We start from the raw sequence: 12,895 nt of genomic DNA on the forward strand, positions 1-12,895 counted from the left end.
GAAAGTGGGCAGGGAAGAGATGATGGCCTTTCTGGGGGAGGTTTTCCCGCAGGTCGAGGGCATGTTTGCAATTGATCATCTGGATGAAGAGCGGTTGATCATGCGCCTTCACAGCGACGACCGGCATTTGCGGCCGGGCGGCACGGTGTCGGGTCCCGCGATGTTTTCGCTGGCGGATGTTGCGGCCTATGTAGCCACCATGGCCTTTGTTGGAAAACAGGCGCTAGCGGTCACAACCCATTGTTCTATCGACTTTATGCGCAAACCCGTGGCCGGTAGGGACGTGCTGGCCCATGCAAAGGTGCTGAAGCTGGGAAAGGCGCTCTCGGTCACCGATGTGTTGCTCTATAGCGAGGGCAGCGACAAGCCGGTGGCCCACGCCAGCCTGACCTATTCGATCCCGCCGAAGTAGATCAAAGCACGTTTTCGCCGCGTCTCAGGCTACGGACGCGCACGTCGTCCGTTTCAAAAGCGGCGGCGAGAACGGGCAGGGCGCGATCGGGTTGCGCATCGCCGCACATGAAAATGTCAAAGGCCGCATAAGCCACCTCGGGCCATGTGTGCACGGTGATATGGCTTTCGGCGAGCACGGCAACACCCGTGATGCCCTGCGGGGAAAACCGGTGCGTGTGCAGATGAAGAATCGTCGCGCCGCACGCGAGCGCGGCCTCGCGCAGGGCGCCCCGCACCCTGGTCTCATCGTCAAGCCCCGCGCCGCCGACCACGTCAACGATCAGATGTTTGCCCGCAAACGTCACCCCGTCTTCGCGGGCGAAGTGATCCGGTGTGCTTTGCTTTTCGGGAAGGGGGGTATCTTTCACGGAACGGTCCGATGTGGCGTGCTTGCGCCGCATCATACCATGAAAAGGAGGCGCGGAAAGACCCGCGCCCCGAGTTTGTTCAGCAAGAACAGGGATCAACCTTGCCAGAACATCTTGCTTGCTTCGCGGTGGGCCGACATCCGGTTGAGGCCAACATCGTTCAGCAAGTGCGGGTCCAATTGGGAGAGCGCCTTCCGCGTTCGGCGGCGCTGCGCCCATTTTGCGGTGACGACTGCAAAACGGAGCGCCAGCGATGCCAGCGGGGGAAGCGGATGTGCGGCGTCGAGGAAAGACAATGCGTCGCGTGTTGCAGCCTGTGCCATGGGAAACTCCTATAATTGTATTGACACAAATCACCGTTATTCGGTACATATTTTGATACATGCCGGAATGTATCAGGTCGAGGGAAACATTGTTATGGATACAATTTTGCAGCGCTGCGATCTGAACGGTGGCGGGCCGAAATATCGCGCGGTGGTTCTGGCGATCCGTGATGCGATCTCGGCAAAGGATCTGGCGGAAGGCGACAAGCTGCCGCCCGTGCGGGAACTGGCCTGGCGTCTGGGCATCACGCCGGGGACGGTGGCGCGGGCCTATTCGATCCTGACGGACGAGGGCGTTTTGACCGCCGAAGTGGGCCGCGGCACCTTTGTGGCGGGCCCTCCTGCACCGGTGGCGAGCATCAAGTGGAACACGGCTCATGCGGCGGAAGATACAGATCAGGTTAGTCTTTTTTCACCCAAACTTCCGGATGTGGGACAGGTGGCCTTGATCCGGGATGCCTTTTCGCGGCTTTCGGAGCGCCCGGCCCAAGACCTGTTGAACTACCCCACCTCCCGCGCCTTTGCCCCGGCGCGGCGTGCCGTGTTGCGCTGGCTGGAAGGGTCGGTGCTTGGCCCGGTTTGCGAGCAGGACATTGTCCTCAGCCACGGCGGACAATCTGCGATTTCTCTCGTCATGCAGGCGGTGCTCAAAGGCGGGCGTCCTGTGGTGATGGTGGAACATCTCAGTTACCCCGGTTTTCGCCGCGCCGCAGAGCTTTTGCGAGCCGAGGTTGTCTCTGTTCCGATGGATGAGAAGGGGATTGTACCATCCGCATTGGAAGAGATCGCGCGCAAACATGGCGCACAATTGCTTTGTACCAGTCCCGAAGTGCACAATCCGACAGGCCTGTGCACTCCGGCAGAGCGGCGCGCGGAAATCGCCAAGGTGGCACGGCGTTGCGGCTTTCATGTGATGGAGGACGATTGTTACCGCCTGGGCCGTCCAAACGCGCCGTCTTATCGGTCCTATCTGCCGGAGCAGGGTTGGCACGTCTCGTCTTTCTCGAAATGCCTGACACCCTCCTTGCGCGTCGGTTTTGCGGTTGCGCCAGAGCCGCATCGCGCCACCCTGCGCCGTACGGCGGAATATGGTTTCTTCGGGCTCGCCAGTCCTTTGGCCCATGTGACCGAAGACATTCTGACCCGGCAGGAGACTTATCGCATGATGGATGCGGTGCGCGCCGCCTTTGGCAAATATGTGCGCGCGGCGGTCAATGCGCTTGGCGGCTATGATCTGCGTTGGCACGACGATGTGCCGTATCTGTGGCTGATGTTGCCTCAGGGCTGGCGCGCCAGCAGTTTTGTTCAGGCCGCGGAAGCGGAAGGGGTGCAGTTGCGCAATGCCGATGAATTTGCCCTGCGCAACGGCAACGCGCCCCATGCTGTGCGGCTTGCGATCAATGCGCATGTGTCGTTGTCGAGCTTTGAGTCGGCCATGGGGCGGCTGCGGCGCCTTCTCGACAATCCACCGGAGCAAATCGCCGTCTGAAGCCGGGTGTTTTTCGCACGAAATCGGGAGTTTTCTGCATGATTCCGATGCCAGAGGGACTTTTCGGCACGATATTGGACCTTTACCCGCTGCGTGCCGAAGATGAAACGGAGCTGACCAAGGCCGCCGCTGATCCGCTGATCTGGGCCGGTCACCCCGCCACAGACCGCTTCAAACCGGAGGTGTTCAAACCGTATTTCACCAAGCTGCTGGACAGCGGCGGCACGCTCATCGCGCGCGACAAGACGGGCCGCGTCATCGGGTGTTCGCGGTACTACGATCCGCCCGATGCGCCGGGGCAGGTGGCCATCGGCTACACCTTTCTGACGCGGGATCATTGGCGCGGGCGCAGCAATCGCGTCATGAAGGATCTGATGTTTGCCCATGCGTTTGAGACCGTTCCCGAGGTTTGGCTGCACATCGACCCGTCCAATATCCGCTCGCAAAAAGCGACGGCGCGGATCGGTGCGCAGCACGTGGGCACAGGACCGTTGACCATGGGCGGCAAAAAGGGGGGTTGGCAGTCGTGGAAGATCACAAAGCCCGAATGGGAGGCGACTCGGGAGCAGTAATGTGGGGTAAATTGATACCTTTATCGTAACTCATTGAATTTCATATCTTTAAAACCGCTTCCCGCGCTTGACGGGGTTTTTCACATCAGTATAACCCGCCCATCGGATTTACGAGGCCGTGCGCATGCGCGGCCTTTCCCTGTCTAAGATGGATAAGACCCATGAAAACCTTCTCTGCTACACCGGCAGACATCGAGAAGAAATGGATCGTGATCGACGCCGAAGGCGTTGTTCTGGGCCGTCTCGCCTCGATCATTGCCATGCGCCTGCGCGGCAAGCACAAGCCGTCCTTCACCCCGCACATGGATTGCGGCGACAATGTCATCGTCATCAACGCTGAAAAGATTCAGATGACCGGCAAGAAGCGTGAAGAAAACTTCTACTGGCACACCGGCCACCCGGGCGGCATCAAATCCCGCACCAAGGCACAGATCCTCGAGGGCAAGCACCCCGAGCGCGTCGTGACCCAGGCGGTCAAGCGCATGCTGCCGGGCAACCGTCTGTCCCGCCAGATCATGACCAACCTGCGCGTTTACGCCGGTGGTGAGCACCCGCACGAGGCGCAAGAGCCGGAAGTGCTGGACGTCAAGTCGATGAACAAGAAAAACACCCGGGTGTAATCATGGCTGATCAGATCAATTCCCTCGAAGAACTGGGCGCAGCCGCAGGCGTAGACGCCGCTGTTGCCGTCGAAGAAGCCGCTGCCCCGCGTGAGCCCGTCCGTGACGAGCTGGGTCGCTCCTATGCCACCGGCAAGCGTAAAGACGCTGTTGCCCGCGTGTGGATCAAGCCCGGCTCCGGCAAGGTCACCGTGAACGGCAAGGAAATGAACAAGTACTTTGCCCGTCCGGTTCTGCAGATGATCCTGCGCCAGCCGTTCCAGGTTGCCGGTGTCGAAGACCAGTTCGACGTCATGGCAACCGTCAAGGGCGGTGGCCTCTCCGGTCAGGCCGGCGCGGTCAAGCACGGTGTCTCCAAGGCGCTGCAGCTGTACGATCCGTCCCTGCGCGGCGCTCTGAAAGCTGCCGGCTTCCTGACCCGCGACAGCCGTGTGGTTGAACGTAAGAAATTCGGTAAGCGCAAGGCGCGCCGGAGCTTCCAGTTCTCCAAGCGCTAATCGCTTTGGCATACGATACGGGGGTCGCGCAGTTTGCGCGGCCCTTTTTCGTTTCGTGCTGTTTGTTTCGGTGAGGCCCGGTTAAAGGTTAACAAAGGCCAAAAGAGCCGCGACTGGAGACACAGCATGCCGATTTGCCGCGCCGGAGCGCAACTGATCCACTTCGCCCATATTCCCAAAGCGGGCGGGTCGAGCATCGAAGCTTACTTGCGCACAAAAGGCACGCTGGCGATGACCGCATCATCACGCCCCGAAGGCTTGCCCTGCACGCCGCAGCACTTCCACGCCGCCCTGTTTGAGCCGCTGTTTCCCGCCGATCTCTTCACCGCGCGCTTTGCGGTGCTGCGCCATCCGGTGGAGCGCATGGTCAGCGAGTTTCTCTGGCGTTCGGAGCCTCTCAAGCCTCTGCAACGGGTGGCGCGCCCCATCAAGGGGGGCCGCGCGCGCCGGATCAAGCTTGAGGATCAGAAGAAATCCCTGACCTTCGACGAATGGGTGCCAAAGGCGCTGGCCGCCCTCAAGCGCGACGGCTTCATCTATGACAATCATCTGCGCCCGCAGGTGGACTTTGTGACCGAAGACATGGGGCTGTTCACGCTCGAAGCGGGCCTTGATCCGGTGTTCCGCTGGCTTGACGCGGTGACAGAAACAGCGGCGTCCGACGGGCAGTTCTGGGCCAAGAAATCCCAGACCCCGGCGCCCGCCATGAAAAAATCCACCCGCCGCGCAATCGAGACGCATTACGCCGAGGATCTGGCGCTCTGGCAGAGCATCCACGATCAGCAGACCGCCCCGCAAACGGCGGAATAATCAATCCCGGTCCAAAAGGCCCAAACCCCGCAGGTACACGCCAATCCCGGTCTCCAGCAGATCCTCGGGCGGGAAGGGGGATTGCGTGCCGGGTGAATTCCGCGCGAAAAGCTCCACAACCCCGTGGCTCAGCGCCCAGACATGGGCCGAAAACATCGCGGGCGGTGGGCGGCGATCCGGCGGAATATGCTCGGACAACCGCGCTGCGGCCTTCTCCAGAACTCCACGTGCCTTGGCGGAAATCGCGGCCAGCTCCGGCGAATGGTTCACCGAAATGCCGGATTCGAACATGGCGATGTAGTGACCCGGATATTTCCGCGCAAAGGCCAGATAAGCCCGGCCCGTCGCTTCGAACGCGGCCAGATCGGACGGCCCGCCCTTGTTGTAGGCGTATTCCATCACATCGGCGAAAATCTCGTAGCCCTGCTTTGCCGCCTCCGCGATCAGGTCTTCGCGCCCGTCAAAGTGCCGGTAAACCGCCGCTGGCGTCACCCCCGCCTGTTTCGCCGCCTCCGAGAGCGTAAAGCCCGTCGGGCCCTTGGCCTCGATCAGGCTCAGCGCCGCTTCGACCAGTGCCTGGCGCAGGTTGCCGTGGTGATAGCCGCGCTTCTTGACCATCACGCGTCCCAAATCTCCGGCCCGCCGCAGATTTTCGGGTCTGCCGTGCCGACGGAGCGGGCGTCCTTGCGATCATAATCCAGCGACGACAGAACATGCCGGATCGCCGCCAGCCGCGCACGTTTCTTGTCGTCCGACCGGATCACCGTCCAGGGCGCGGCCTCGGTATGGGTGCGCTCCAACGTCTCCTTGATCGCCGACGAATAGGCATCCCAGCGGTTCAGCCCTTCAACGTCGATCCACGACAGCTTCCACTGCTTGAGCGGATCGCCTTCGCGTTTCAGGAACCGCCGCAGCTGCTCTGCCCGCCCGACGTTGAGCCAGAACTTGAACAGATGAATGCCCTCATCGGCGAGCATCTTTTCAAACTCCGGCGTCTGCTGGAAAAAATGCGCGCGCTGATCGTCCGTGCAGAAGTCGAACACCTTCTCAACCACGCCGCGATTGTACCAGGAGCGGTCAAAAAACACGATTTCGCCGCCCGACGGCAGATGGTCGATATAGCGCTGGAAATACCATTGCGTCGCTTCAAGCTCGGACGGTTTCGACAAAGCCACCACGCGCGCCCCGCGCGGGTTCAGGTTCTCGCGAAAACGCTTGATCGTCCCGCCTTTTCCGGCGGCATCGCGCCCTTCGAACACGCAGGCAATCCGCGCACCGCTCTCTCGTGCCCAAGCCTGCATCTTGACCAGTTCAACCTGCAACGTCGCCATTTCCTTTTCATAGGCCTTGCGCTTCAGGCCTTCGGAATAGGGGTAGCTGTGCGAGAGAATATCGTCTTTCTCATCGCGCTTGATCGCATCGCGCACCTCTTGCGGCGCGCGGTCGTTGAAATAGGTGCTGATGGCACCGTCGAAAGGCAGATCAGACATGCCGGGCCTCGTGTGTTTTACTCTATATGGGGTGTTTTGGCGGTTTGCGAAATAGCCGAATGGGGTTTGCCGCGAAAGTTGCGGCGCCCTGTGTCCCGGCTAACCCATTGACCGGCTTGACCGAACGGTGCTGTAACCCGGTCTTCACCTTTGGCGCAGACACTCCTCGGCGGATCCACTGAAACATCGGATTGATGCGCGACGGCCTGTCCTCAAGGCCCGAGCGACAGCCCTTCGGGGATGCTCGATCTGTACAGGCGAACAAGCCGGAGTTTGGCACCTCCGGACGTGAAATCCGTAACGGGCGGCCGCCTTTTTCAGGCACTACGTTCTTAAAAGTCCCATCCCCGTCCGGCAGCACTGCCGTGGCGGGCAGGGGGCTTTAGTCCTTCGCCAGCGGATGGTGATCCAGCACCAGCTCCCGCAGCCGCTCTTCGAGAACATGCGTATAGATTTCGGTTGTCGCCACATCCGCATGGCCCAGCAGCGTCTGGATCGAGCGCAGATCCGCGCCGTTTTGCAGCAGATGCGTCGCAAAGGCATGGCGCAGCGTGTGCGGCGTGACCTTGTCCGACGCGACCCCGCCCGCCACGGCAAACTCCTTGATCAGCGCGTAAAACCCGTGCCGTGTCAGGTGACCGGCCTTGCCGCGCGACGGAAAGAGAAAGGCCGATCCGGGTTTGCCCTTGAGCCTTGCGGCCTCATCCTGCGCGTCGCGCTCCGCCAGCCAGGAGGCCAGCGCTTCGCGTGCAGGCGGCGAGAGCGGCACCATGCGCTCCTTGCCGCCCTTGCCCCGGATCAGCAGCATACGCGGATCGCCCCGCGCGCTCGACACCGGGAGCGAGACCAGCTCGGTCACACGCATGCCCGTGGCATAAAGCACCTGCATCAGACAGCCATTGCGCAGCTTGTCCGCCTCGGTCCGACCATAGGCACTCGCCGCCGCCAGAAGTCGGTCAACCTCTTCAATAGACAGCGTTTTCGGCAGGCGTTTGTCGCGTCCGGGACCGGCGATCTGCACCGCCGGATTGTCCTCGCGCAGCCCTTCTTCAAAGGCAAAACGGTAAAGCTGCTTGATCGCTGAAAGCCGCCGCGCGCGGGTGGAGCGGGACAGGCCCTCGCGGTCGCAGAACACGAGGTAGCTTTCCACATCCGCCTTCTGCGCGCTGGTGAAATCCAGTCCTTCGCCGCCCAGCCACTCGCGCACATGGCTCAGATCGCGCGCGTAGGCGGCCAATGTGTTGCCCGCCGCGCCGCGCTCTGCGGCGATGGCCTCAAGGAAATTGGAGATCCAGAAGCGGTCCGCGCTCATCGCCGCGCCCGTTCCGCATCCAGCAGCATCAGCTGCAAGGAGGCCCGCCGCGCAACATCTTCCAGCCCCACGGCCCGGAGCGTGACAATTGCATCGGTCAGATCGCGCCCGTTGCCCTCGGCCCCGGCGTTGAACAGCGCCACGGCGCGCAGGATAACCTCACCCAGACGCCCCTGCGCCAACTGGTCCTGCAAAACCTGCGGCACAGCGGGACCGGAAAAGCCCATGGCAACGGCCTGCGCGTGTGGCAGACCGGAAACTGTTGTCTCGCCCGGGCTCTGGCCTCGGGCGATGGCGGTCAGGAAACGCGCCTCGGGGCCATCATCAGCCAGTGTCGCGCTCAGCGCCTCGTAGCCGGGGGAGAGGAAAACGCTGCGCAGCGCCATGCGTTTGGCGCGCCCGGACAGGTCCAGCGGCGCAAGCCGCTCGGCAAACAGATCGGCAAAAGGCACCAGAAGCCCGGCGCTCGCCATCTGCGACCAGACCTTGGGCAGAGCGATGGAAATCGCCCCAACCGCGCCGCGATCCAGCGCCTTTTCGAAGTCCTGTAGCGCATCAATGCGATCCCAAACCCCGCCAGAGGCCGCCGGTTTGCGCAAGGTATAAAGCCCCAGAAGCTGGTTGGCGGGCAGGGCACCGACACGGGCCAGCCGTTCCGCCGCCTCGATCTGCGCGCGCCAGCCATTGTCGCCCCCCAGATCCAGCACCGAAAACGCCAGCGGCAAAGGCGCGGTGGGCAAAGGCTCACCCAGAGCCTCGAACAAGCGGAACTCCAGCGGTGAGGGGCGCACCGGCGGGATCAATGCGCCGCGTTCCTCGGCCAGTTCATCGTCCAGAAAGCGCTCCATCAGGTCGACCTTGCGCGCGGGCAGATCACCCAGCGTGCGCGCCGAGCCAAGCAGCAGCGCCGCCCGTTGCCAATCGCCGCCCCGCGCGGTGCAGAAAATCCGGAGCGAAATATCCTCGCTCAGTGCCGGTTTGGCTCGGAGCGCCCCGCAAGGCGCAGCAGTCTGGCCCAGCAGCAGCCGCAGGTCCGACCAGCGCGCAAACAGGTCCGGGCTGTCATGGCCGGCAATCTCGATCAGCGCCAGCGCCTCTTCCACGGCCCCCAGCCGGATCAGCCAATCGAGCCGATGGCCCAGATGGCGCACCGCCGCTGCGCCGCCCGCAGGCGGATCGGCCTCGGCCAGCATCAGCGTGTGCAACAAATCGCGCAGCGCAGGCACCGCCGGGCGCGCCGCAGTGATCAATTCTCCCAGCCGCACCGGATCAGAGCCGAGCCAGAGCGTGGCCGGAAGGCCCGTCACCCGCGCCGGCAAAAGCCCCGCGCCGCCCGCATTGGGCGCGCCCAGCGTGGTGGAGGACACATCAGGCGGCAGGGCGCTTCCGGCAACCGGCTCGCTTTGCGCGCTTGCCATGGATGCGCCACAGGCCACACCCAAAGAACACAACAGTGTGAAAACACGGGCCCGCACGGGCAATTTGGCACGATTACTGATCATCAAGCTCCACGGGTAGACGAATCTCTGTTTGCGGCGGGCTGAAGTCGGCGCCAAAGAACGGCCCGACGTAGGCATAGCCAACCAGAACTATTGCCCCAAGAACAAGAAGATAGAACAAGTATTTCAATAGGCGCCCCATGTGCGCGTCTCCCTGCCTCACTGTTTTTTCAAGTTTATACCTAGCCTTTTTGTCGCGTTCACGTCATTCACGCAACGAAGAAACGAATGGGCGAATGATGGCCGAAGAGACGCAAGGGGCGGAACCGGTTCTTTTGAAGACGGTTGTGCTTGTGGGGATGATGGGTGCGGGCAAGACGGCGGTGGGCCGCACGCTGGCCGCGCAGCTGGGGGTGCCGTTCAAGGATTCCGATCACGAGATCGAAGCCGCCGCCAACATGACCATCGCCGAGATTTTCGAACGCGACGGCGAGCCGTTCTTTCGCCGCAAGGAAACCCAGATCATAGACCGTCTTCTGGACGGCGATCCTTGCGTTCTGTCCACCGGCGGCGGTGCGTTCATGAGCGCCGAGAACCGCGAGATGATCAGCGCCAAGGGCGTCTCTGTCTGGCTCAACGCCGATCTGGAGGTGCTCTGGGAGCGGGTCAGGCACAAGGACACGCGCCCGTTGCTGCGCTCGCCCGATCCCAAGGGCACGCTGACCGCGCTTTATGAAAACCGTGTGCCGACCTATGCGCTGGCCGATGTCACGGTGCTGTCCGAAGGCGGGCGCACGCTCGATGCCCAGGCAGGCGTGGTGCGCCAGGCGCTTTTGGACAGCCGCCCGGACGTATTGGAGAAAAAGACATGACCGAGATCGTCGAGGTTCCGCTTGAAGGGCGCGAATACCAGGTGCGCATTGGCGAAGGCCTGCTGGCCCGCGCCGGGGCGGAGATCGCCCCCTTGCTGCACCGCCCGCGCGTGGCGATTGTCAGCGATGCCAACGTGGCGGCTTTGCATCTCGACACTCTGGTAAAGGCGCTTGAGGCCGAGGGCATCGCCTCGGTTTCCCTGACCCTGCCTGCGGGCGAGGCCACCAAAGGCTGGCCGGAGTTCACCCGCACGGTCGAATGGCTGCTTGAACAGAAGGTCGAGCGCCGCGACGTGGTGGTCGCTCTGGGCGGCGGCGTGATCGGTGATCTGGTGGGCTTTGCCGCCGCGGTGCTGCGCCGGGGCGTGCGCTTTGTGCAGGTGCCAACCTCGCTCTTGGCGCAGGTGGACAGCTCCGTCGGCGGCAAGACCGGCATCAATGCGCCGCAGGGCAAGAACCTGATTGGCGCGTTCCATCAACCGTCTCTGGTGCTGGCGGACATCGGCGTACTGGGGACACTGACCGAACGCGACTTCCTTGCGGGTTATGGCGAGGTGGCCAAATACGGTTTGCTGGGCGACGCAGATTTCTTTGACTGGCTGGAAGTGAACGGGCCGAAGGCGGCCGCAGGCGACATGGCCGCGCGCGCCTATGCGGTTAAACGCTCGGTCGAGATGAAGGCCGAGATTGTGCTGCGCGACGAGACGGAGCAGGGGGATCGGGCGCTGCTCAACCTCGGCCACACGTTCTGCCACGCACTGGAAGCGGCGACGGGCTATTCGGATCGTCTGCTGCATGGCGAGGGTGTCGCGATCGGCTGTGCTCTGGCCTTCGAGCTTTCGTCGCGGCTGGGCCTGTGTTCACAGGAAGACCCGAGCCGCGTGCGCGAGCACCTTGCGGCCATGGGCATGAAGCGCGATCTGCGTGACATTCCGGGCGATTTGCCGGATGCCGAGGTGCTGCTGGACCTGATGGGCCAGGACAAGAAGGTCATCGACGGGCAGCTGCGCTTTATTCTGGCGCGCGGGATCGGCGCGAGCTTTGTCACCTCCGAGGTGCCCAAGGATGTGGTGCTGGACCTGCTCAAGGAGCAACGCGCGGCCTGCAGCTGACCCTGCTTGCGACAGCAGGAGGTCCCAGATCAGGTCCGGGACAGGGGGCGCACAAACCATGTCTGACTCCAAACAAAAACACCCCGAACCGGCGTTCGGGGTGTTTTCGCGTTTAGAAACCGGCGTTTAACGGATGTAGGCCTGCGTGTAGCCAACCGAGCGCGTGGTCCGCAGACCGGCGTCCAAAGCGGCGGCAGAGGCATAGGGGCCAACCATCACGCGGCGCAGCGTCTGACCGCCGCGCTTGAGCGTGCCGTAGCGCACTGGCAGACCGGCGGCGCTCAGCCGGGCCGCAGCGGCCTGAGCCTTGGCCTTCGTGGTGAAGGCCCCGATTTCCACGTAGCGCGCACCGCTTGCCTTGGGCGCGGAGCGGGTGGAGATCACCGGCGTTTTGACCGCATGGGCGCTGCCGCTGGTCGAAATAATGGGCGTCGGATACTGCTTCGTGTTGCCGACATAGGCGATTGTCGGCTCTTTCTTGCGGTGGACGCGCACCGAAGAGGTCAGCTTGCGCGGCACCCGGTTGGTCCAGACCTGCTGCGTGTCGCGGTATCCCTCGACCGTCTGATAGGCGCGGTAGGGGTTCAGCCGGTCATCGGACCAGGCCGGGCGGTATCCTTCGGGCACCGCAGACACCAGAACCTGCTGCTGGCGCTCATATACCTTGCGCGGAACGATCCGGGTCTGCGGGGTGATGGCGGGAGCAGTGGCTTTGCTGTCCTTCCAGCCACGGCGCACGGAGGTCACCTGAGGCGCCTTTTGCGGACCGCAAGCCGAGACGTATGAACGGCCATCGACCACGCGGGTGCGCGAGCCGTTGATGCAGGGACCGGCGCCGGTGGCGGGCGGCGCGGCGCGCACGGTGGCACGCGGCTGCGTCGGGGCCGGAGCGGGCACGCGGCGCACCACACGCGGGGGTTGCGCGGCGGGCGGTTTGGAAGCCGGGGCGCGGCGCACCACGGGGGCGGTGCGCGCGGTTGTGGTCGGGGCCGCAGGGGTCAGCGTGCCGGAGCCGCCGGGCAGAACCCGGATGGTGCCGCTGGGCTGGGCCAGGGTCACGCCGGACCGGACCGGGGCAGGCTGCGGATCGGCGGTGATCTGCACCGGCCGCGCTGTTGGCGCCGGCGCAGGGGCCGGGGCGGTTGCAGTGACCGGCGCGCTTGCGCCGCCGCCGCCGCCAAATGTCGGAGTCTGGCCGCAGATCTGCTTGCGCTGGCGCGTCACGCGCGGCACCCATGTCACGTTGCCATCAAACCCAGCGCGCACAAAGACGCAGCCTTTGTTGTCCACAAACTGGCGGCCATTGAAGGACGCAGGCGGGAAGTTCACCGGAACCGCGTCAAGGCCCTGCGCCGCGGCGGGCTGGGAAACCATCCCCAGTCCGGCTGTGAACAGTGCGATAATCGTCAAGGATTTCAAAGTCATGTCTGCCCCCACAGATGCTCAAAGCACATTGCACCATGGATGTGCCCCTGTAAAGCATGGAAAGGTTAAGGATTTACCCGCAAAACAATTCGTGATTGATCGCACGCCTCGGC

Annotated in this window: 16 protein-coding genes; 8 read left to right on the plus strand and 8 right to left on the minus strand. The window is 63.2% G+C overall.

The genetic code is table 11. The annotated features are described in order from the left end of the window. Positions 1-19: 19 nt before the first annotated feature. Entirely contained in the window at positions 20-412 is a 393-nt protein-coding gene (locus E4662_RS20785; protein WP_136443682.1) for a PaaI family thioesterase, read from the plus strand. 1 nt (position 413) lies between these two features. On the opposite strand, the gene speD is transcribed toward E4662_RS20785, so the two are convergent. Beyond that, the gene (gene speD, locus E4662_RS20790; protein ID WP_240705274.1) at positions 414-821 is read right to left on the minus strand and encodes an adenosylmethionine decarboxylase; all 408 of its coding nucleotides are present in this window, start codon (positions 819-821) and stop codon (positions 414-416) included. A gap of 95 nt (positions 822-916) precedes the next feature. Further along, positions 917-1,144 (minus strand): DUF1127 domain-containing protein, encoded by a 228-nt coding sequence (locus E4662_RS20795; RefSeq protein ID WP_136443559.1) that lies wholly within the window; start codon positions 1,142-1,144, stop codon positions 917-919. A 94-nt stretch (positions 1,145-1,238) separates the two neighbouring features. On the opposite strand from E4662_RS20795, the gene E4662_RS20800 reads away from it, so the two are divergent. The 5 genes from E4662_RS20800 (at position 1,239) to E4662_RS20820 (ending at position 5,132) form a co-directional block, all read left to right on the plus strand. Beyond that, entirely contained in the window at positions 1,239-2,633 is a 1,395-nt protein-coding gene (locus E4662_RS20800; RefSeq protein ID WP_136443560.1) for an aminotransferase-like domain-containing protein, read from the plus strand. Between the two features lie 38 nt (positions 2,634-2,671). Then, positions 2,672-3,205, plus strand: coding sequence for a GNAT family N-acetyltransferase (locus E4662_RS20805; RefSeq protein ID WP_136443561.1), 534 nt, complete (start codon positions 2,672-2,674; stop codon positions 3,203-3,205). Between the two features lie 161 nt (positions 3,206-3,366). After that, positions 3,367-3,825 (plus strand): 50S ribosomal protein L13, encoded by a 459-nt coding sequence (rplM, locus tag E4662_RS20810; protein ID WP_136443562.1) that lies wholly within the window; start codon positions 3,367-3,369, stop codon positions 3,823-3,825. A 2-nt stretch (positions 3,826-3,827) separates the two neighbouring features. Continuing rightward, positions 3,828-4,322, plus strand: coding sequence for a 30S ribosomal protein S9 (rpsI, locus tag E4662_RS20815; RefSeq protein ID WP_136443563.1), 495 nt, complete (start codon positions 3,828-3,830; stop codon positions 4,320-4,322). 126 nt (positions 4,323-4,448) lie between these two features. After that, positions 4,449-5,132, plus strand: a complete 684-nt coding sequence (locus tag E4662_RS20820) for a sulfotransferase family 2 domain-containing protein (RefSeq protein ID WP_136443564.1) — start codon at positions 4,449-4,451, stop codon at positions 5,130-5,132. Here the strand turns inward: E4662_RS20820 and E4662_RS20825 are convergent, their stop codons facing one another. The 5 genes from E4662_RS20825 to E4662_RS24145 form a co-directional block, all read right to left on the minus strand. Continuing rightward, a complete protein-coding gene (locus tag E4662_RS20825; RefSeq protein ID WP_136443565.1) occupies positions 5,133-5,750 on the minus strand; it encodes a TetR/AcrR family transcriptional regulator in 618 nt (205 codons plus the stop codon). After that, positions 5,750-6,622, minus strand: a complete 873-nt coding sequence (gene ppk2, locus E4662_RS20830; RefSeq protein ID WP_136443566.1) for a polyphosphate kinase 2 — start codon at positions 6,620-6,622, stop codon at positions 5,750-5,752. Before ppk2 ends, E4662_RS20825 begins: the two co-directional genes overlap by 1 nt. A 382-nt stretch (positions 6,623-7,004) precedes the next feature. Further along, positions 7,005-7,934: a site-specific tyrosine recombinase XerD gene (locus tag E4662_RS20835; RefSeq protein ID WP_136443567.1), complete on the minus strand. Its 930-nt coding sequence runs from the start codon at positions 7,932-7,934 to the stop codon at positions 7,005-7,007. Further along, positions 7,931-9,352, minus strand: coding sequence for a hypothetical protein (locus E4662_RS20840; RefSeq protein ID WP_136443568.1), 1,422 nt, complete (start codon positions 9,350-9,352; stop codon positions 7,931-7,933). Before E4662_RS20840 ends, E4662_RS20835 begins: the two co-directional genes overlap by 4 nt. Before the next feature lie 73 nt (positions 9,353-9,425). Continuing rightward, positions 9,426-9,575 (minus strand): hypothetical protein, encoded by a 150-nt coding sequence (locus tag E4662_RS24145; protein ID WP_168798035.1) that lies wholly within the window; start codon positions 9,573-9,575, stop codon positions 9,426-9,428. Between the two features lie 49 nt (positions 9,576-9,624). Between E4662_RS24145 and E4662_RS20845 the strand changes: the two genes are divergently transcribed. Further along, positions 9,625-10,245 carry a shikimate kinase gene (locus E4662_RS20845; RefSeq protein ID WP_420819281.1) on the plus strand — a complete coding sequence of 207 codons (621 nt, stop codon included), beginning with the start codon at positions 9,625-9,627 and terminating at the stop codon, positions 10,243-10,245. Further along, positions 10,242-11,357 carry a 3-dehydroquinate synthase gene (gene aroB / locus E4662_RS20850; RefSeq protein WP_136443570.1) on the plus strand — a complete coding sequence of 372 codons (1,116 nt, stop codon included), beginning with the start codon at positions 10,242-10,244 and terminating at the stop codon, positions 11,355-11,357. The genes E4662_RS20845 and aroB overlap by 4 nt, the downstream gene beginning before the upstream one ends. Before the next feature lie 126 nt (positions 11,358-11,483). Here the strand turns inward: aroB and E4662_RS20855 are convergent, their stop codons facing one another. Then, positions 11,484-12,782, minus strand: a complete 1,299-nt coding sequence (locus tag E4662_RS20855) for an SPOR domain-containing protein (protein ID WP_136443571.1) — start codon at positions 12,780-12,782, stop codon at positions 11,484-11,486. Positions 12,783-12,895 lie beyond the last annotated feature (113 nt).

The organism is Pacificoceanicola onchidii (genome assembly GCF_004804335.1).
In the GTDB taxonomy this organism is placed as follows: Bacteria; Pseudomonadota; Alphaproteobacteria; order Rhodobacterales; family Rhodobacteraceae; genus Pacificoceanicola; species Pacificoceanicola onchidii.

Excerpts from the sequence above, each read along its gene's own strand:
- E4662_RS20785 (WP_136443682.1), top strand. The coding sequence starts at position 20 with ATGATGGCCTTTCTGGGGGAGGTTTTCCCGCAGGTCGAGGGCATGTTT.
- E4662_RS20795 (WP_136443559.1), bottom strand. The coding sequence starts at position 1,144 with ATGGCACAGGCTGCAACACGCGACGCATTGTCTTTCCTCGACGCCGCA.
- E4662_RS20800 (WP_136443560.1), top strand. The coding sequence starts at position 1,239 with ATGGATACAATTTTGCAGCGCTGCGATCTGAACGGTGGCGGGCCGAAA.
- E4662_RS20805 (WP_136443561.1), top strand. The coding sequence starts at position 2,672 with ATGATTCCGATGCCAGAGGGACTTTTCGGCACGATATTGGACCTTTAC.
- rplM (WP_136443562.1), top strand. The coding sequence starts at position 3,367 with ATGAAAACCTTCTCTGCTACACCGGCAGACATCGAGAAGAAATGGATC.
- rpsI (WP_136443563.1), top strand. The coding sequence starts at position 3,828 with ATGGCTGATCAGATCAATTCCCTCGAAGAACTGGGCGCAGCCGCAGGC.
- E4662_RS20820 (WP_136443564.1), top strand. The coding sequence starts at position 4,449 with ATGCCGATTTGCCGCGCCGGAGCGCAACTGATCCACTTCGCCCATATT.
- E4662_RS20825 (WP_136443565.1), bottom strand. The coding sequence starts at position 5,750 with ATGGTCAAGAAGCGCGGCTATCACCACGGCAACCTGCGCCAGGCACTG.
- ppk2 (WP_136443566.1), bottom strand. The coding sequence starts at position 6,622 with ATGTCTGATCTGCCTTTCGACGGTGCCATCAGCACCTATTTCAACGAC.
- E4662_RS20835 (WP_136443567.1), bottom strand. The coding sequence starts at position 7,934 with ATGAGCGCGGACCGCTTCTGGATCTCCAATTTCCTTGAGGCCATCGCC.
- E4662_RS20840 (WP_136443568.1), bottom strand. The coding sequence starts at position 9,352 with ATGGCAAGCGCGCAAAGCGAGCCGGTTGCCGGAAGCGCCCTGCCGCCT.
- E4662_RS24145 (WP_168798035.1), bottom strand. The coding sequence starts at position 9,575 with ATGGGGCGCCTATTGAAATACTTGTTCTATCTTCTTGTTCTTGGGGCA.
- aroB (WP_136443570.1), top strand. The coding sequence starts at position 10,242 with ATGACCGAGATCGTCGAGGTTCCGCTTGAAGGGCGCGAATACCAGGTG.
- E4662_RS20855 (WP_136443571.1), bottom strand. The coding sequence starts at position 12,782 with ATGACTTTGAAATCCTTGACGATTATCGCACTGTTCACAGCCGGACTG.